This window comes from Vibrio sp. 1CM8B, assembly GCF_023161685.1.
GTDB classification, from domain to species: domain Bacteria; phylum Pseudomonadota; class Gammaproteobacteria; order Enterobacterales; family Vibrionaceae; genus Vibrio; species Vibrio coralliirubri.
Window position 1 is genome coordinate 691,531 of record NZ_JALNTU010000001.1, and the last position, 18,923, is coordinate 710,453.

Below are 18,923 nucleotides of genomic sequence, written 5' to 3' on the forward strand. Positions count from 1 at the left end.
GCATATTTTCAAAGAGCCTGTGTTTGAAAGTAGTAAAGACTGTCCATTTTAGCCCTAAAGGCAGATTAATTAGGGCACGTTTCAATTAACTCCATTCTTGGGCACATTCTTTGTGCCCTTTTTTTCGCCACTAGATCAAGGATTCACCATGAGACTTTCTTCCATCGTGTCTCGAGTATATTTAGGTTTCTTTGTACTGATTGTGATCATGCTGGGCTCTGCATGGTTAAGTATCAGTAGCAATAAAGACATAACGACTCGAATCGAAAACATCACCCAGCAAGCCACCCCATTAATGCTTCAATCATCTACGCTGACGATTCGATTCTTGGACATTAATCGCAGCACCACACCCTACTTGTCCGCTAATTATGTTGATGAACTGGAGCCACTGAAGCAAACTTTCTTAAACAACATCAAGCAATATCAGCAGCAATTGAGCTGGTTCGAAGGCAAGGGTGAGGCTGGTTCGCAAATGGAAGTCATGCTCAACAACATCACTCAAACTGGCGTGTCGACGATCGATAAGATAGAGCGGGTATTGGAGCTTTACGTTGAGTATTTGGATAGCAAAGATCTCGGTTCGATGGAGCAGGCGCAATTTCAATCTGTGGTGGGGCAGCTTAACAATACCTTGGTGAATCAACTCGCGAGTGCAGATTCGGAGCAGACACAAAAGGCAGTCGAAGCTCTGTTGGTGCAATTGAGTTTGATCGCATCGGAAGCTAACGAAGCGTTTTCACTGCAAACGTCATCGGAAGTACGCGGTGTTGAGCGCCGCCTGCAAAGTCGCAAAGAGCGATTCGAACAAGCGGTAGCAGATTTAGACAACCTAGATTCATCTTTGCTGCGCCGCAGTAAACAGTCTTTATCACTACTCGCTTCACATGCGTTTTCAGCCAATGGTTCAGTATCTACCCATAAAGAAACCGTTAAACTCGATGAGTCTATCTCCCTCCAAAAGCAGGAAATTGAACAGTTGATTGATGTTCAGCTAAGTCACTTTGATGAGCTGTCTACGTACGCTGAAGATACTGCGACGCGCTTGTATCATGAGTCGATGGACTCTTCACAGCAAGCCCTTGTGATGCAGAGCGTTATTGCACTTTCTTCCGTACTTATTGCACTGTTGATTGGGTTGAATATTGCCAAAGGGATCCGTAAACCAAGCAAGCTGCTGCAAAGTGCACTCGACCAAGTTGCCAATAAAGACTTGAGCACGATGGTGCAATATCAAGCCAATAATGAGTTCGGTTCAGTTAACGACAAGGTCAACTTAGTGATCAGCCACCTGACTCAAATGATTGATAACATGCGTCAGTCGTCTACACGCTTAAAAGAGGCGTCTTTAGAGAACCAAAGCACTAGCCGCTCTTTGAGTGAGGCGATGCAAGACCAAACCAATCAAACGGTGATGGTGGCAACAGCTATGGAGCAGATCGAGTGCTCGGTGACAGAAATAACTCAAGCCGCGAATCAAACGCTAACGCTTGTGACCGAAGCGGTGTCGAGTTCCAGTGATGGCCAGAAGACGATGGATAAAAGCGTCGAGTTGATGGGCAGTTTAGAACGTAAGTTGGCAGAATCAACAGCGACCATTGGCCAGCTCGAAAGCGAAAGTGCCAGCATTGGCTCCATTTTGGATGTGATATCTGGGATCTCCGAACAAACCAATTTGTTGGCATTGAATGCCGCCATTGAAGCCGCTCGAGCGGGAGAACAAGGGCGCGGTTTCTCTGTGGTGGCTGATGAAGTTCGCGTGTTAGCGGCCAAAACCAATGCGTCAACGCAAGAGATACACAATAAGATTGAACAGCTGCAAACCAGTTCTAAATTGGCGGTGGAACAAATCAATCAATGTGTGGTGGGGATGGTTCAATGTGTTGAGCAAACGGGCGAAGTGAATCATTCAATTTCAACGGTGTCTGATCTGCTTAATGAGGTTGAGCAAAGGAGTCATCAAATCGCGACTGCAACCACGGAACACCAAGTGGTTGCTTCTCAAGTCACACAAAACATCAGTCAGATACACACCTTGGCAGAGGACAACTCTCAACGATCTCAGGTTTTGTTTTCTCATGGTCAACAGCTTGAAACCATGTCGCAGCAGCAATTCTCACTAACTCAAGAGTTTAAGCTCGCCGAGCAATCAGAAAATACGGTTTAGAGGAGACTCTACCCTCTTCCATGCCCAGCTTTTGCTGGGCATTTTTGTGTCGGGTCAACGGAGCATTAATGTGAGTGCTCATGAGAGGAAATGTTCTCATACAATTTCGAAAGGCCATTGAAATAACAAGGTCACTTTCCCCGTGTATATTGCCGTCAGCTGCGGATTCATCATCAAATGACGCTTTAAAAAAATGAATTTTGGCGTACTTCTTTGATCTGACGAGCAAGTAATCGAACGTCATATTGATAATATAAACAATAATCTCATGAAACAGTTTCATGGCGTAAAGTGAATCTGTAAGCGCTTTCATGATTTCCACAACTGGCATTTTTACCTCCAACTTTAGTGTGATGACACTCACTTCAACTAAAACGTAATTTCTTAATAATCGTTTTGTAAGCGGTTACAAGCTAATGAAGTATCGAGGTTCGAGTGGCGACAATTAAACACGTATCAGAGCATGCAGGTGTGTCTCAAGCGACAGTGTCTAGAGTGATCAACGGCACTAGTAGAGTGAGTCATGACAAGAAATTAAAGGTTGAAAAAGCGATCAAGGAGTTGGGTTATCGTCCGAATTCTATCGCTCAAGCCTTGGCTTCAAGTCGTACCGGTAGTGTTGGCGTTGTTGTTCCAGAGCTTGGTGGCTCTTTCTATTCAGGCATCTTGCATAGCATAGAAGAAAACCTACGCCGCTTTGGTTACCACGCTGTTGTTGCGGCGGGCTCGAACACCGAACAAGGGCAGCGCGAGTCGGTGGAGTTTCTGTTGGGGCGTCGTGTTGATGCTTTGATTCTTCACACTCAACTGCTCAGTGATGACTATTTAATTGAATTGGAAGAACAGGGGACCCCTGTGGTTTTAATTAACCGCTTCATCCCAGAAATGGCGATGAGTTGTATTGATATTGATAACGAAGTCGGGGGGCTACTCGCTACTCAATATCTTTTGCAAAAGGGACATACAGATATCGCGTGTATTACCGGGCCTTTAGATAAAGCAGACGCTAGGGGGCGTTTGCAGGGGTATCGAAAGGCCTTGGAAGAAGCGGGTGTGCCTTACGATGAAGCTTTAGTCTCGGAAGCGGGCTTTACTGAAGAGACGGGCATCAGTGCTATGAAGAAGCTGATCAACCGTAAGTGTCACTTTACGGCGGTGTTTGCTTCGAATGATCACATGGCGTTTGGTGCCTTTGAGGTGCTGCATCAAGAGGGACTGTCTGTTCCAAAAGATGTATCACTGGTGGGTTTCGATAACACCATCTTCGCGCGCTATCTGACCCCTAGTTTGACCACCATTAATTTCCCAATCGAAGAGATGAGCACTGAAGCAGTACAGCTCACTCTTCAGAAGCTAAAAAAAATTAAACATGACGTGAACTTTAAATTGCTGCCGACGTTGGTCACAAGAAACTCGGTATCGGATTTACTCGTTACCCTATAAAAACATTAAGGATAGAACATGAAATTTAAGACCTTAGCGCTCTCGTGCGCGGTTGCTTTAGGATTAGGTACAACGGCTGTTAATGCGGCTGACAAAGAGATTCGTTTCGATGGCTTCCCTGATTTCGATAGCAGCTTGAAGGTGTTACTGCCTGATTTCGAAAAGAAGACAGGGATTAAAGTTGATTACCTTATGAACAACCATGGTGACCACCACACGAAACTGACAACGAACCTTGCAACGGGTTCTGGTGCAGGTGATGTGATTGTTGTCGACGTTGAGAAAATTGGTCCATTCGTTGGCTCTGGTGGTCTAGTTAACCTGTCTGAAAACTACGGTGCAGATAAATACGAAGAACGATTCGCACCTTACGCATGGGCACAAGGCAAAGGCGCTGATGGCGATATGTACGGCATTCCTGTCGACCTAGGTCCAGGTGTTATGTACTACCGTACCGACGTATTCGAAAAAGCGGGCATTGATGTAGAAGAAGCAATCAAAGATTGGGATTCATACATTGCTGCTGGTGAAAAACTGAAAGAGCAAAACGTACAACTTATTGCTTCAGCAGCCGACGTAGCACAAGCAATTATCTTCACGACGGTTCCTGAAGGTGAAGGTCTGTACTTCGATAAAGATGGCAACCCTGTTGTGACATCAGAGCGTTTTATTCACGCTTTTGAAGTAGCAAAAGAGATTCGCGACAAAGGTTTAGACGGCCGTATCCTAGCTTGGTCTAACGAATGGTACGAAGGCTTTCGCAACGGCACATTTGCAACTCAACTTTCTGGCGCTTGGCTTCTTGGTCACCTAAACAACTGGATTGCACCGGAAACTAAAGGTAAGTGGGCAGTAGAAAACCTACCTGATGGTATCTATGGCAGCTGGGGTGGTTCATTCCTTTCAATTCCAACTCAATCAGACAACCCAGATGAAGCTTGGGCGCTTATTGAATACATGACGACTGACCGTGAAGTACAGCTTAAGCACTTCGAAACGATTGCTGCTTTCCCAGCGAATACAACAACGTATGACGATGAGCTTTTCCAAGAAGAGATGGAGTTCCTAGGCGGACAAAAAGCCCGTCTTATTTTTGCTGAAGTTGCGCAAAACATCAAACCAGTATCTCCAGCACAAGGCGACCACGTTGCACGTTCTATCATCTTAGAGAACGCATTGATGGAAGTACTTGATGAAGGTAAAGACATCGAGACAGCGCTTAAAGAGGCTGAGCGTCTAATCAAGCGTCGCACGCGTAATCTTTAATTTGTTATTACTTTGAGTAAGTGAGGAGGCGCGGATAGCGCGCTTCCTTTTTTAAGAGGTCGTTACTATGAATCATACAGCGAGCACAACGATAGAACCTTCGGAGCAAAGCTTTTTTTCTCGTCTGAATTTGAAAGCGCTTACACCGTATGGATTTCTTCTACCGTTTCTGATCATTTTTTCTGTATTTGGGATCTTCCCGCTGTTGTTCTCTGTTTATCTTTCGTTCCATGAATGGAACCCTGTGAAGGGCATGGATGCGATGGAGTTTGTGGGTTTTGAGAACTATCACATTGCTTTAACTGACCCATGGTTATGGCGCTCATTAAAGAACACATTGTGGCTAGCAATCACGTCAGGTGTGGCTCAGCATTTAGTTGCTATTCCAGTGGCTTACATGTTGGTTTCGATGGGTGACCGTATGCGTCACTGGCTAACATCGGCGTACTTTCTACCGTTCATCACATCAACGGTCGCAGCGTCACTGATTTTCTTCAACATGTACTCTCCTAACTCAGGAATTATTAACCAAACGCTGATGGCTCTGGCTGATAGCACGCTGTTTGGTTGGGCATTTGCTTGGGTTAATGATTTTCAACCCATCCGCTGGTTAGACGATGCCACTATGGTGAAGCCGTCTATCGCGATCATGGTTTTCTGGAAATACACCGGTTTTAACATCGTCCTTTACACCACGGGTTTAATGACGATTCCTAAAGACATTTTAGAAGCTGCTCGTATGGATGGTGCCAATGCCTTCCGCCGCTTCTGGAACATCTCACTACCAATGATTCGTCCATTTATCTTCTTTGCAATTACGATGACCATCATCGGTAACCTGCAAATGTTTGAAGAACCGTTCGTACTAACGCGTGGCACAGGTGGTACAGGCCAATCTGGTTTAACTATCTCTATGTACCTCTACAAAGTGGGTTGGGAATGGCTAGAAATGGGCACGGCCTCAGCGATTTCATGGCTTCTGTTTGCACTCATCGCAACGTGTACCTTGGTTCAATTTTTATTCTTCGGTAAGAAAGGCTTAGGGGAACATTAAGATGTCGACATCAATTAAGACAAATACTTCACCACTAAGTGGCCTAATGCCAAGCGAACGCACCATGTACATCATGACTAAGATCTTGATGGTGATGCTCGGCATATTACTGGTTGTTTCTGCAATCATTACGGTGTTTCCGTTTGTGTGGTCAGCTCTGCTTTCAACACGTGATCGTTCGGAAATCTTTGGTTCGGGCATCAGCTTTGCCATTGGCGATAGCTTGGCAATCAACTATGCAAAACTGCTTGAAATCATGCCGTTTTGGAAAGCGATGTTTAACTCGATTTACGTGGCTTTCTTAGGCACCACCATCTCGCTGTTGTTCTGTAGCATGGGTGGTTACGCATTTGCTGTGTTTAAGTTCCGCGGTAAGAACGTGTTGTTCGGCATGCTGGTTGGCTCGATGGCGATTCCGCCTGTGCTTAGCTTGATCCCTTACTTCATGATCGTGAAATTCTTAGGCTTGCTGGATAACCATATGGCGGTATGGCTACCGTTCACCACCACACCATTTGGTATCTTTTTGATGCGTCAGCACGTGATTGCATCGATTCCTAAAGAGCTATTAGAAGCGGCGAAACTGGATGGTGCAGGCGAGTTCAGAACGTACTGGAGCGTGGTACTGCCACTGATGAAACCAGCATTAGCAACGCTTGCGATTGTTCAGTTCGTCTTCTTCTGGAACATGTTTATGCAGCCTCTCGTGGTGCTAAACAACCCTGACAATTACGTCATCACACAAGCACTACGAAGTGTTCAAGGCATTCCGAATACGCCATGGGGCGCGGTAATGCTAGGTACCACAATTTCTATTTTACCACTCGTGATTACATACCTGTTCGCATCGAAACAGATGATCAGTGGTTTAACGTCCGGCGCAGTTAAAGGTTAGGTTTAAGGGTTATAACAATGAATAAATTTCAACTTCCAAGTGATTCAAAGTTACGCAGTAAGGAATTTGTATTCGGTGTCGCGACATCTTCATACCAAATTGAAGGCGGCGTTGAAGAGGGCGGTCGTACACCGTCTATCTGGGACACTTTCTGCAAGAAGCCGGGCAAGGTAGATAACGGCGACAATGGTGATGTGGCGTGTGATCACTACCACCTATGGAAACAAGATATCGAGATGATTCAAGGCTTAGGCGTTGATGCTTACCGCCTGTCAATTGCATGGCCACGTATCCTGCCGCAAGACGGTGTGGTGAATCAGCAAGGCCTTGAGTTCTACGGTCAGATCATCGATGAGTGTCATGCTCGTGGTATGAAAGTGTATGTGACTTTGTACCACTGGGATCTACCACAATACCTTGAAGACAAGGGCGGCTGGTTAAACCGAGAAACGTCTTACAAATTCGCAGAATATGCAGAAGTGGTGAGCAAGTACTTTGGCGATACCATCGACGTATATACCACACTCAATGAACCGTTTGTGTCTGCATTCCTAGGCTACCGTTGGGGCGAACATGCGCCAGGTATCAAGGGTGAGAAAGAGGGCTACTTAGCATCTCACCACCTAATGTTGGCTCACGGTTTGGCAATGCCGATCCTTCGTAACAATGCACCTCACGCTAAGCATGGTGTGGTATTCAACGCGACGCCGGCTTACCCACTGACGCCACAAGATCAAGGTGCGGCCGACTACTGCGAAGCGGAGAACTACCACTGGTTCATCGACCCAGTATTAAAAGGTGAGTACCCACAGCTGGTGGTTGAACGTCAAGCGATGAACATGCCAATGATCCTTGAAGGTGATTTAGACATTATCAGCGCACCTGTCGATTACATCGGTATCAACTACTACACACGTAATGTCGCTCGCTTTAACGAGAATGGCGATATTGAATCGGTGAAACAAACCGATGCTGAACACACCTACATTGGCTGGGAGATTAACCCACAAGGTCTAACCGATTTATTGGTCAGACTGGATGCTCGCTACGAAAACATGCCACCTATCTACATCACAGAGAACGGTGCTGCAGGTAACGACGAGCGTATTAACGGACAAGTGATGGACGACCAACGAGTTCGTTATTTCCAAGGCCACATCGAAGCGGTTCACAACGCAGTTGAAGCTGGCGTGAAAGTCGATGGTTACTTCGCTTGGAGCCTGATGGATAACTTTGAGTGGGCATTCGGCTACTGCCAGCGTTTTGGCATCGTCCACGTTGATTACACCACCCAAGAAAGAACATTGAAACAGAGCGCAATTGCGTACCGAAATATGCTTCTAGAGCGCGCTGAGGAGAACAGATAATGGCTAAAGTAGAATTTAAGAACATCAAAAAATCATTCGGTGATGTTGAAGTTGTAAAAGAGTTTGATTTTACGGTTGAAGACGGTGAGTTCGTGGTTTTTCTTGGCCCATCTGGCTGTGGTAAATCGACTACGCTACGTATGCTTGCTGGCCTTGAAAGCATAAGCTCTGGCGACATTGTGGTTGGCGGTAAGTTGATGAATAAAGTCGATGCGAAAGACCGTGACTTGGCGATGGTATTCCAAAGCTACGCTCTGTACCCACACATGACGGTTTACGAGAACATCGCCTTCGCACTAAAACTGAAAGGCATGCCGAAAGCGGAAATCGACGTAGAAGTACTAAAAGCGGCGAAAATGCTGGAGCTTGATCCACTACTGAACCGTAAGCCAAAAGAGCTTTCTGGTGGTCAACGCCAGCGTGTGGCAATGGGGCGTGCGATGGTTCGTACCCCTAAGGTTTTCTTGTTCGACGAGCCGTTATCTAACCTAGATGCAAAACTGCGTGGTGTGATGCGTGAAGAGATCAAACACCTACACCGCGAGCTTAAAACCACCACGATCTACGTAACACACGACCAGATCGAAGCGATGACACTGGCAGATCGCATTGTGATCCTGAAAGACGGTTATGTCGCTCAAGTGGGTACGCCAACAGAGGTGTTCCAACGCCCGGCTAACAAATTTGTTGCGCAATTTATCGGTAACCCGTCAATGAACATGTTGGAAGCTAAGCTGATTGAAAAAGAAGGCGAATACTTCGTTGAACTTGGCGATGTTCATATCCCATTGCCGGAGCGCTTTAAGTCTCTGGCCTCTAAAAATCTAGCGCTGCATTTTGGTGTTCGTCCAACAGATATTCACCTACGTGCCGAGCAAGTGGACCACGACCGTGTACTGCCATTCCCTGTGAAAATCAAAGACAAGGAACTGCTAGGCGCGAGCATTCTTCTGAAAACAGAAATCGGCGGCCAACCGCTGATGGTTGAGACCCAAGCCGCTGAAGTGGATGTGAAAGAACTGACACTTTACTTGGATTTGGATGCCTTCCACCTGTTTGACGCACTTAGCGAGAACTCGCTAGCGAGCTAGTCAATTACGAGCTAACCAGTCAACTTAAGTCAGCCATTGAGCTGATACCAATCTACTTACAACAAATTGTTTTGGCTCCTCCTGATTTGGGAGGGGCTAGGGATAGTGATGATGAAATTCGGATATTTTGACGATAAAAACAAAGAATACGTAGCAACCACACCGTGTACGCCGATCAAATGGTGTAACTATGTCGGCACATTAGATTTCGGTGGCATTGTTGATAGCAACGGTGGCGTGTTGTTATGTAAGGGCGATCCTGCGCTCAACCGTATCACTAAGTACATTGCACAACTGCCAAATTCAGATTTTAAAGGCTCGACCCTATACCTCAAGGTGCGTGATGAAGCGGGCAATGTAGAAATATTCTCACCTTTCTATACGCCAACCTTGAAGCCGCTAGATAAGTTTGAAAACCACACCGGTTTGTCATACACCACAATCATTGCAGAAGCTTTTGGTGTACGTTGTGAAGCGACTTTCTTCGTACCAAAAGCTGACCAAGTACTGCTACAAGACATCAAAGTCACCAACATTTCAGACAAAGCGCTGCACGTTGATGTGGTGCCTGTGTACGAATTTACGCACTTCGATGCGCTTAAACAGCTACTCAATGCGGACTGGGTTCCACAAACCATGACGCTGAAAGCGCATCAGCAAGAGTCGGGTCATACCGTGCTTGAGCAGTATGCTTTCATGAAGCGTGACTACGCGGTGAATCTGATGACCGCAGATCGCCCTGCGACTTCATTTGACGGTGATCGCCAATCGTTTTTAGGTAATTTGGGCTACGGCACATGGGCAGCGCCACAGGCATTAGACAACGACGAGCTTGGCAATACAGAATGTCTGCGTGGCGATAACATTGGTGCACTCAACCTACGCTTAGGATGGTTATCTCCAGAGCAGACAGAACGTACGGTTGTACAAATTGCACAAGAAGAGAGTGTTGAAGCAGCGCTGCCATTATTGGCTAAATATCGTGATCATTCTGTTGTCGATGCTGCTTTTGCTGAGTTATCTGAACACTGGGATTCTTACCTGCAAGCCGTTCAGGTTGAAACGCCAGACCCGGCTATGAACTCAATGCTTAACGTACACAACCCACGTCAATGCCACACAACCAAAAACTGGTCTCGTTACCTGTCTCTGTACCAGCTTGGTTATGGTGCTCGTGGTATCGGTTTCCGTGATTCTTCGCAAGATACTTTAGGCGTAATTACTCACATGCCGGAAGAGGCGCGTGAGTTCATTGAGCGTCTGTTGTCTGTTCAGAACGCCAACGGTTCTGCGATGCACCAGTTCTTCCCATCAACGATGGAAGCGAACGCGGGTGACTCACGTGAAGAAGAAGATCGCCCTGATTACTACGGTGATGATCACCTGTGGATCATCTACGCGGTGACGCAATATGTGAAAGAAACGGGCAATGCAGACTTTTTGAATAAAGAGATCCCGTTCTATCAAAAAGACAAAGCGGGCAACCCAGTTGAAACTGGAACGGTTTGGAATCACCTGTGCCGCGCGATTGAATTTACCTACACCAATACTGGTGAGCACGGCCTACCGCTGTTAGGTTTTGCCGACTGGAATGACACGGTAAACCTGCCAACGGGTGCTGAATCGATGATGGTGGCTAATATGTACGGCAAAGCACTGCTCGACATGTTGGATTTGTGTGAGTTGCGTTGTGAAGCGCAACTGACGGCTAAGTTTAACGATCAGTACCAACAGATGCAGAGTACGGTGAATGAGTGCGGCTGGGATGGCGAATGGTTTGTTCGTTACTTTGATGATCAAGGTTTGCCAATCGGCTCTCATAAAAACGAGCAAGGGCAGATTTACACTAACGGTCAAAGCTGGCCTGTGATCTCTGGTTTCGCGACGCAAGAACGTGCTACTCAGGCTCTAGATTCGGTCTACAACAAACTGAACACGACCAATGGCATCAAGCTTTCAACACCGGGCTACAACGGTTTTGATCCACAGCTAGGTGGCGTATCAACGTATCCACCAGGTGCTAAAGAGAATGGCGGTATCTTCCTGCATTCAAACCCTTGGGTGATGATCGCAGAAGCGAAAATGGGCAATGGTGAGCGTGCTTACGAGTACTACCGTCAAATCAACCCAGCTTCGAAGAACGACGACATAGATACCTTTGAGTCTGAACCCTACTGCTACCCACAAAATATCTTGGGTGACGAACATAAACAGTTCGGTTTAGGACGTAATGCGTGGCTTTCTGGTACTTCATCTTGGACATACGTTGCAGGTACGCAATGGATTCTGGGTGTTCGACCTGAAGTGGATGGTTTGCTGGTGGATCCTTGTATTCCGGCGGAGTGGCCTGAATTTAAAGTCCGTCGTCAGTTCCGTGGAGCGACTTATCATATTCATGTCACTAACCCGAATAACGTGTGTAAGGGCGTGGTTGAGATGAAGGTTAACGGTGACCTGATTTCAGGTAATAAAGCACCGGTATTTACATCGGGTGAGCACACCATCGAAGTGATTTTAGGCTAGCAAAGAGAAGGGCGCTTTATGCGCCCTTTATTGCTTTTTGGTTTCGCTTTAGTGTTGCTTTATTTTGGTTGATAGCTGGCCTGGCATTGCCAAGTAAAGGTCTGAGATTGGTTCGGATTAAGCGTCAGTAGGCCAATCTGGTTATTTAATGCATCAGCAGGGCAAGTCATTGGTTCTATCGCAATGCTTTGCTCACTAGCGGGCGTGTACAGCTGAACAAATGGGTAGCTTGCATCTTGCTGATAGTGAATCTCAGCGGATGAATCTGAGCGCGTCAAAGTCAGCTGGTTGGTTGCTTTCGAGTCAAATTCAAAGCAGTGATTTAGGCTTTGATTCGCTAGGGAACCACCCAAAGACAAACGGTCAAAAGCGCGCTTTTGACCATTAGGCAGATCGTTCTCGTGCATGACCTCAGCACAAGGCGACATGATTAGTTCACACTGTTCTAGCTCGGTGCCGAGCGAGAAGTAAGGATGCCAAGCATCACCGAATGGGAAGGCAGAATCCCCAAGATTAGAAGCGGTTGTTGAGCAAGAGAGCTTGCCTGCTATGTCGATAATGAAGGTGACTTCAAGGTTAAAAGCAAACGGGAAAGCAGGGTGCAAAGAAGACGTTTGATACTGAAGTGTCACACTGGCTGACTCTTCATTGGCTACGCTGTTTGTGATTGAAAAAGGTTGGTTGTAGAGCAGGCCATGTACGGCGTGCTCAGACCAAGGAAAGTTAGCTGGGAGTTGATGGTTTTGGTTATCGAAACTGTAACGACCTAAGTTTAAACGGTTTGGAAAAGGGAATAATTTAGCACTGCGGGAAAAGAACGGATGTTGGTTGATCAGTTCATCATAATTCTGATAACCACAAATAAAAGAGAATGGGCTGTTATTTACAACGTATTTATTTATAACAGAACCAAATCCATTGATTATTTGAAGTTCTATACCGTGTTGCTTATTTATTAATGTGACAGAGTCAATATTTCCAAATTTTTCATTTATAATTTTAAACATGTTGATGTCTCCATTTTTTAAAGATATTAACAAGAAGAAAAAAATATTCAATGGCGGTTTTAAAATGAATAATAAAATTCCATATACAAGCTATTCAGGAAATTCAAAACACCTGTGTGAAAAAGGTGATGCAGTTGAATTTATTCAACCTTGGTACACGCCAATTTCTACGACACCAGAAAATACCGGCATGGCAGTGGGTGGTATTGGTAATACATTTACACTGACGCCAAATGGCAACACGCCAAACTTTAGCTTTATCCCTGGTATATTTGTGGATTGTTCAGAACAAGTTGTTAATTTTAATGATTTTTATGCTTCTGTGATGAATGTGCCAACCATCGATGCGCTGCAAGTCATTAATGAACAAGAGCTGAGCGTTCATCTGAACTTTTATCCTGCTTTGTTCGATGGCAAGAAGATTGAAAGTGTAGAAATGTCGAATGCGATTAACCATATTCGCGCGGCATTAAAAAATGGTCACTTTTATCAAGAAAATAAAACTAACTTTGCAAAGTGGAACGTTGAGTTTTCAAATAAGACTCGATTATTGATTGACTCAGATTCATCTTCAATTATTTGTCAATTATACGTAGCCTTGGATTTCTTTAATGGTTTATTAGTAAATGATACAACGAATTTATTATCCCTTACTGCAGGTGATGATAATTATATGGATAGTCTCAATGGCAGTGATATAGATAGCGTTAATGGCAGTGATATAGAATATCAAGCTTTGTATCCACTGGCTGAATATCAATATAATAGTTTTGATGATATTAAAATAAAGCGCAAGGTAGTCTCGCCGATCGTTAAACAGGACAAACGCTTGTGTTCTTTACCGATGCACTGGAATCACTTCGAATTAACCAATAATTCATCGCAAACACGCGTGATTACGCTTGCTCAGTCGCTACAAAACCTGATTGGCTCAACCTACCAAAAAGGTCGCGATGGTATTCAAGACTCGGCGTGTACTTTGTCTCAAAATCCAATCGCTCAGCAGCATCAAGCGGTAAAATTAAAGGGTGACGGTCGCAGTTTTACGGGGGTTCAACTGACGAGCGAATCGCCTTATCAAAGTGATATTGAAGGTGAAGTCGTGTTTGGTGTTCAAGCAGACAATCACTTGACGGAATCTGGCAAGGTATCGGTGTCTGTTAAGCCAACGCTTTATACTTCTAAGACTGCTCAGCAAACAGAGTTTGCACTGAAAACAGGTCGCACTAACGCTGAATTCCAAACGGGTATCTACACGGGGCGTGAAGCACTGAGCGCATTGGTTGTGGTTCAGGTTGAGTTAGAACCTGGAGAGTCTGCTGACCTACGTTTTGCACAGGTAATGGCACACAGCAAAGTGATGCTTAATGGTTGGCATTCAGACAAGGCTTACACGCAATTCTACCCTCAAACGCAACCAGCACTGCCGATGTTAGAAGATGTATTGCCAAAGCTTGAGGTGATTGAGCGACAGATCGTCGAACAACAAACGGCCTTCCTAGAGCAAGCTCAACGCAAAGTTTCACAGCCTGAATCGGCACTGCGCTATGCGACGATGGCGATGAACTCATTGTCTTTCCTAGCAGAATCAACGGTATGGGATAAAGAGGATAAGTTCCTAGTCAAAGAGTGTGTTGATTACCCATTCTTTAACTCTCTGGATGTGTATTTTTACGGTTCATTTTCGCTGCTTTATTTGTTGCCCGAACTTGATGGCTGCGTGATGAAAGAGTTCTCAAAAGCGATTTTGGCTGAAGACTTTACTCAGCGCCGATACTGGGAATACGAAGCGACGCCGAATGCTGAACTGATCGATGACAAGTACCAAGGTGTGCGCGCTATTCGAGGTGCGGTAATCCACGATTTGGGCAGCCCATTCGACATCCAGCCAGATGCGTATAGTTGGCACAATGTGAAAGAGTGGAAGGACTTAGCGCCGAAATACATTCTGATGGTGTACCGCCATTATCAAAACACACAAGATATTTCTGTGGTTAAAGAGTGCTGGCAGGCCGTAACAGAGAGCATCGATTTCTTATCGAACTTGATCGCTGAGGGCGATGAATTACCGCTAACCCGGGGCACAGACGATACCTTTGATAACCTAGCGTCTCACGGCATCTCGATTTACTGTGCTAGCCTTTGGGTGGCAGGGCTACAAGCCGCGAGTGAGCTTGCAAAGTTGATGGATGAGAACGAACTAGCCGCGAGTTATTTAGCGCGTTCGAAAAAGGCGTTAACAACGGTTGAGCAAAGCTTGTGGGATGAAAAAGAAGGCTACTACCATTTCTTCGTCACTCCCGTTCAAGCTAAGCATTTAACGGGTCAGGGCTATCAAGCGTTGGAAGTATTAGGACTTTCATTGACCGGTGACGCGATTGCTGACAAGAGCGCTCTTAACGACTATCTCAATGAGACCGATACTTCAATCAACATCAGTAAGGTGTCTCAAAGAGTCTCTAAGAAACGCTTACTAAGTGAAACTGCACCACAAGTCTTTACCCAAGAATACTTAGATTTAGTGCCAGATTCTGACAACAGCTTTGGCGATGCCCTGTTGGCTGATAGCTATCTAAAGTTGATCGGACTCGAGGGTATTTTCCCGCAACAGAATATCCAACGCGCACTAGACTATGTTTATAAGCACAACTTTGAGATCAATAGCCCTAAGCTTGGTATCGCGAATATGACGCTGGCTGACGGCTCACCGCATGAAGCGTTCCAAGCGCAAGACGTGTGGATTGGCGTGCAGTTTAGTGTCGCGACAGCGTTGAGTCTGGCGGGTAAATCTCAGCAAGCGGAAACATTGATGGATACCGTGTATACCGCGCTGTATGAGTATTCAAAAATTCCATTTGCAGCACCAGAGGGATTCAACTGCTCAGTCTCATTTGATGAGAAAGATCTTTCAGAATCTTTTAAATTGTCACAAATTGATGCGAAAAAGTGGCTTACTGCGCTTAAATTACAAAAGTGTGTGCTATCTGACGGTCGAGTGAGTCCTAACCTGACGAAAGACAGTGATAAATTTGTTAGTATGCTGCAAGGCGAGATTTCAGCGGATCAAGCCATCGCTCTTCACAAATGGCTATTGAGCACTGGGTTGAAATATACCGCAGGTCGCTATTTCAGACCGGGGATGATCTTCGCCTACATGTATTAACTTAATGACACGAGTTTCAACAAAAGCAGTGGTATGCAGATTGAAACGGGTGGGGAGCTTTCGGGCTCCCCAAATGTCACTGGATTAGGGTATCGAGATGCGCACTAAAACTAAAAAAACCACCGTATACGATGTAGCGAGGCTCGCCGGCGTTTCTCCAAGCACGGTTTCTCGTTTTCTTAATCGAACAACATATGTATCGGATGATAAAAGCCAGAATATCGAGCAGGCAATCAAAGACACTGGCTACAAACCTAATTTTCAAATGCAGGAAAACATTAATCGCCGTTCATTAACGATTGGTGTATTGGTGCAACACCCTGACAGCCCCTATACCAGTCGTATCCTTAACGACATGGAGAAAACTCTGATAGCCCAAGGCTACTCATTGGTGATTGCGACGGGGCACTGGCAAAAAAAGCTCGAGATACACGCGCTAGAGTATCTGGCTAAAAGTAACGTGGATGGCATGATCATCGTGACGGGTAGTATTACTAAAGAGGATATCGCCAAGTACGCTCAAGACATTCCGGTCGTGGCGGTGGGTTATGACATCGTTGAAGATAATGTACGCTCGATCAATATCGATAATGTGTTGGGTGGCTATATGGCGACTTTGCATTTGCTTCAACAGGGGCATGTGAACATTGCTCATATCAAGGGGCTTTCAAGCCAACCGGATGCGGGGAGTCGCTTTGAAGGTTACAAGAAAGCGCTTCAAGAGGCGGGTATAAAAGTAATGCCAAAACTCGTCAAACAGGGTGACTTCAGTAGCGAATCTGGTTATGAAAAAACCGTTGAATTGATCGAGTCGAAGGTTCATTTTTCTGCTCTGTTCGCGGCTAATGATCAAACCGCTTATGGGGCGATTAAGGCGCTACACGACCACGGATATAAAGTTCCAGAAGATGTGTCAGTGATTGGGTTTGATGATCTACCAACGTCGAAATATTTTACGCCAGCGTTAACAACACTGAGGCAACCAATTGAAGAGATTGGTGAGGTGTGTGCTCAGTCGATTTTGAATTTGTTGTCTGGCGAGAGGCATGAAGCACGATTGCCACCGATTGATTTAATCGTTAGAGAGTCGACCAAGTCTTTGTATCGCTAGTGTGTAAAGAAATGATTTGATGACAGGGAATGACATTTCAAGACCAGTTATTTCCCTTCAGAAACGAAAAATGTCGCATCCATGCGACATTTTTCTTTTGGCGGCCAAACCAGTTTTGCTATATCCATTCTAGATTTCAACCCATTAGGAGATTATTCAGAATGTACCTATAAGACGCTGTTAATCTTGATTAGTTCCCTTTAAGCGGCATTTTTTTCTGATTTATTTTCTAAGTCGAATGACGCAGCGATCAGTTTCTTGGTGTAGTCGTTTTTCGGCGCATTGAAAATCTCTTCTGCAGACCCTTCTTCCATCACTTCGCCCTTCTGCATCACCAATACGCGATCCGACAGTGCTTTTACTACCGAGAGATCGTGGCTGATGAATAGGAAGCCGATATTGTGCTTAGCTTGAATGTCTTTCAGTAGGTCAATCACGGTCAGTTGTACTGAGCGATCGAGTGCCGAAGTTGGCTCATCCAGCAAAATGAAAGAGGGTTCAAGAATCAGCGCGCGAGCAATCGCGATACGTTGTCTTTGTCCACCAGAGAACTCATGCGGATAGCGGTTAATAGAGTTCGGTTCTAATCGAACCTCAATCAATGCTTTGCGCGCTCTTTCTAAACGTTCTTGCTTGGATAGATGAGGTTGATGCACCGTTAAGCCTTCGGTGATGATCTCCCCAACCGTCATGCGTGGTGATAAAGAACCATAAGGGTCTTGGAACACCATCTGTACATCTTTCTTGAGCTTGTGACGCTCTTTGTCGTTCAACAAGCTAACGTCCTGGCCTTTGTAAACAATGCGTCCGCTGCTTGGCAGCAAGCCGATTAATGCACGCCCAAGGGTCGATTTACCTGAACCAGATTCACCAACAATGCCTAGCGTTTCGCCTTGCTTAAGATTCAACGAAATGCCTTTTACGGCTTCGAAGTATTGGCTTTTACTCTTGATGAAGTGTGATTTAACCAAGAATTGAACTCGGATGTCGTCAGCACACAATAGTTCTGGGGCTGTCGCCTCAACAGGAATCTTAGCGCCTTTCGGAATAGAGTTAATCAGCATCCGTGTGTAATCGTGCTTAGGGTTATCGAACAGCTCTTGCGTTTGCCCTTCTTCAACCAATTCCCCTTTACACATGACAAGTACACGGTCGGCAAAGTGTTTCACGACACCTAGGTCATGGGTGATGAACAAAATCGCCATACCCATTTTGCCTTGAATCTCTTTGATAAGAGAAAGTACTTCCGCCTGAACGGTCACATCCAATGCAGTGGTGGGTTCATCGGCAATCAGAATATCCGGTTCATTGATCAGTGCCATTGCGATCATGATGCGCTGTAACTGACCCCCTGAAAACTCATGCGGATACTTGGTGTAAGCCTGCTCTGGCATGGGTAAATGAACCAGATTGAAGAGCTCTAGTACGCGCTGTTTTGCTTTTGATTTCGATACATTGCGATGACACATAATGGCTTCGGCCACTTGAATGCCAACACGAAGGTAAGGGTTGAGAGAGGTCATCGGCTCCTGAAAGATCATGCCGATTCTATCGCCACGAATCGACTGCATTTCTCGCTCGGTTTTGCCAAGAATCGATTGCCCCTCAAACTCTATGTTTGATTGCTGATCAATAATCGCGTTATCAGGAAGCAAACGCATAAGCGCGTTGGAAGAGACGGATTTACCTGAACCTGATTCACCAACAATGGCCAAGGTTTCGCTTGAGTTAAGGGTAAAGTTAACCTTTTTGACCGCATCAATGATTCCATCATTGGTTGTGAAGCTAACGGAGAGGTTATTGACTTTAAGTATGGCCCGGTCCGACATGATATAT

General features: G+C 45.5%; 13 protein-coding genes. 10 read left to right on the forward strand and 3 right to left on the reverse strand.

The genetic code is table 11. The features are described from left to right. Positions 1–148 precede the first annotated feature (148 nt). Positions 149–2,167 carry a methyl-accepting chemotaxis protein gene (locus MSG36_RS02960; protein WP_248366155.1) on the forward strand — a complete coding sequence of 673 codons (2,019 nt, stop codon included), beginning with the start codon at positions 149–151 and terminating at the stop codon, positions 2,165–2,167. Here the strand turns inward: MSG36_RS02960 and MSG36_RS02965 are convergent. Further along, positions 2,133–2,498 (reverse strand): hypothetical protein, encoded by a 366-nt coding sequence (locus tag MSG36_RS02965; RefSeq protein ID WP_248366157.1) that lies wholly within the window; start codon positions 2,496–2,498, stop codon positions 2,133–2,135. The genes MSG36_RS02960 and MSG36_RS02965 overlap by 35 nt on opposite strands. Positions 2,499–2,602: 104 nt before the next feature. Here MSG36_RS02965 and MSG36_RS02970 point away from each other — a divergent pair, with 104 nt between their 5' ends. The 7 genes from MSG36_RS02970 (at position 2,603) to MSG36_RS03000 (ending at position 11,806) form a co-directional block, all read left to right on the forward strand. Continuing rightward, positions 2,603–3,610 (forward strand): LacI family DNA-binding transcriptional regulator, encoded by a 1,008-nt coding sequence (locus MSG36_RS02970; RefSeq protein WP_061015768.1) that lies wholly within the window; start codon positions 2,603–2,605, stop codon positions 3,608–3,610. Positions 3,611–3,628: 18 nt separating this feature from the next. Continuing rightward, positions 3,629–4,876 (forward strand): extracellular solute-binding protein, encoded by a 1,248-nt coding sequence (locus MSG36_RS02975; RefSeq protein WP_050651261.1) that lies wholly within the window; start codon positions 3,629–3,631, stop codon positions 4,874–4,876. 67 nt (positions 4,877–4,943) lie between these two features. After that, entirely contained in the window at positions 4,944–5,930 is a 987-nt protein-coding gene (locus MSG36_RS02980) for a sugar ABC transporter permease (protein ID WP_048614012.1), read from the forward strand. A 46-nt stretch (positions 5,931–5,976) separates the two neighbouring features. After that, complete coding sequence (locus MSG36_RS02985) at positions 5,977–6,825, forward strand: carbohydrate ABC transporter permease (protein WP_170930191.1); 849 nt, start codon at positions 5,977–5,979, stop codon at positions 6,823–6,825. Positions 6,826–6,842: 17 nt separating this feature from the next. Continuing rightward, positions 6,843–8,192, forward strand: coding sequence for a GH1 family beta-glucosidase (locus MSG36_RS02990; RefSeq protein WP_048611929.1), 1,350 nt, complete (start codon positions 6,843–6,845; stop codon positions 8,190–8,192). Then, positions 8,192–9,283 carry a sn-glycerol-3-phosphate ABC transporter ATP-binding protein UgpC gene (ugpC, locus tag MSG36_RS02995; protein WP_019826228.1) on the forward strand — a complete coding sequence of 364 codons (1,092 nt, stop codon included), beginning with the start codon at positions 8,192–8,194 and terminating at the stop codon, positions 9,281–9,283. The genes MSG36_RS02990 and ugpC overlap by 1 nt, the downstream gene beginning before the upstream one ends. Before the next feature lie 108 nt (positions 9,284–9,391). After that, positions 9,392–11,806, forward strand: a complete 2,415-nt coding sequence (locus tag MSG36_RS03000; RefSeq protein ID WP_248366159.1) for a glycosyl transferase — start codon at positions 9,392–9,394, stop codon at positions 11,804–11,806. Positions 11,807–11,865: 59 nt separating this feature from the next. On the opposite strand, the gene MSG36_RS03005 is transcribed toward MSG36_RS03000, so the two are convergent. Next, positions 11,866–12,813, reverse strand: coding sequence for an aldose 1-epimerase (locus MSG36_RS03005; protein WP_248366161.1), 948 nt, complete (start codon positions 12,811–12,813; stop codon positions 11,866–11,868). A 64-nt stretch (positions 12,814–12,877) separates the two neighbouring features. Between MSG36_RS03005 and MSG36_RS03010 the strand changes: the two genes are divergently transcribed. Both MSG36_RS03010 and MSG36_RS03015 read left to right on the forward strand, forming a co-directional pair. Then, the gene (locus tag MSG36_RS03010; protein WP_248366163.1) at positions 12,878–15,976 is read left to right on the forward strand and encodes a GH116 family glycosyl hydrolase; all 3,099 of its coding nucleotides are present in this window, start codon (positions 12,878–12,880) and stop codon (positions 15,974–15,976) included. A gap of 97 nt (positions 15,977–16,073) precedes the next feature. Beyond that, positions 16,074–17,087: a substrate-binding domain-containing protein gene (locus MSG36_RS03015; RefSeq protein WP_060980945.1), complete on the forward strand. Its 1,014-nt coding sequence runs from the start codon at positions 16,074–16,076 to the stop codon at positions 17,085–17,087. A 200-nt stretch (positions 17,088–17,287) separates the two neighbouring features. On the opposite strand, the gene MSG36_RS03020 is transcribed toward MSG36_RS03015, so the two are convergent. Then, on the reverse strand, positions 17,288–18,916 hold the full coding sequence (locus tag MSG36_RS03020; RefSeq protein WP_248366165.1) for an ABC transporter ATP-binding protein: 1,629 nt from the start codon (positions 18,914–18,916) through the stop codon (positions 17,288–17,290). Positions 18,917–18,923: the final 7 nt, after the last annotated feature.

Coding starts and splice junctions, on each gene's coding strand:
- ugpC (WP_019826228.1), top strand. CDS start 8,192: ATGGCTAAAGTAGAATTTAAGAACATCAAAAAATCATTCGGTGATGTT.
- MSG36_RS02960 (WP_248366155.1), top strand. CDS start 149: ATGAGACTTTCTTCCATCGTGTCTCGAGTATATTTAGGTTTCTTTGTA.
- MSG36_RS02975 (WP_050651261.1), top strand. CDS start 3,629: ATGAAATTTAAGACCTTAGCGCTCTCGTGCGCGGTTGCTTTAGGATTA.
- MSG36_RS03010 (WP_248366163.1), top strand. CDS start 12,878: ATGAATAATAAAATTCCATATACAAGCTATTCAGGAAATTCAAAACAC.
- MSG36_RS03020 (WP_248366165.1), bottom strand. CDS start 18,916: ATGTCGGACCGGGCCATACTTAAAGTCAATAACCTCTCCGTTAGCTTC.
- MSG36_RS02985 (WP_170930191.1), top strand. CDS start 5,977: ATGCCAAGCGAACGCACCATGTACATCATGACTAAGATCTTGATGGTG.
- MSG36_RS03015 (WP_060980945.1), top strand. CDS start 16,074: ATGCGCACTAAAACTAAAAAAACCACCGTATACGATGTAGCGAGGCTC.
- MSG36_RS02990 (WP_048611929.1), top strand. CDS start 6,843: ATGAATAAATTTCAACTTCCAAGTGATTCAAAGTTACGCAGTAAGGAA.
- MSG36_RS02965 (WP_248366157.1), bottom strand. CDS start 2,498: ATGCCAGTTGTGGAAATCATGAAAGCGCTTACAGATTCACTTTACGCC.
- MSG36_RS03005 (WP_248366161.1), bottom strand. CDS start 12,813: ATGTTTAAAATTATAAATGAAAAATTTGGAAATATTGACTCTGTCACA.
- MSG36_RS02980 (WP_048614012.1), top strand. CDS start 4,944: ATGAATCATACAGCGAGCACAACGATAGAACCTTCGGAGCAAAGCTTT.
- MSG36_RS03000 (WP_248366159.1), top strand. CDS start 9,392: ATGATGAAATTCGGATATTTTGACGATAAAAACAAAGAATACGTAGCA.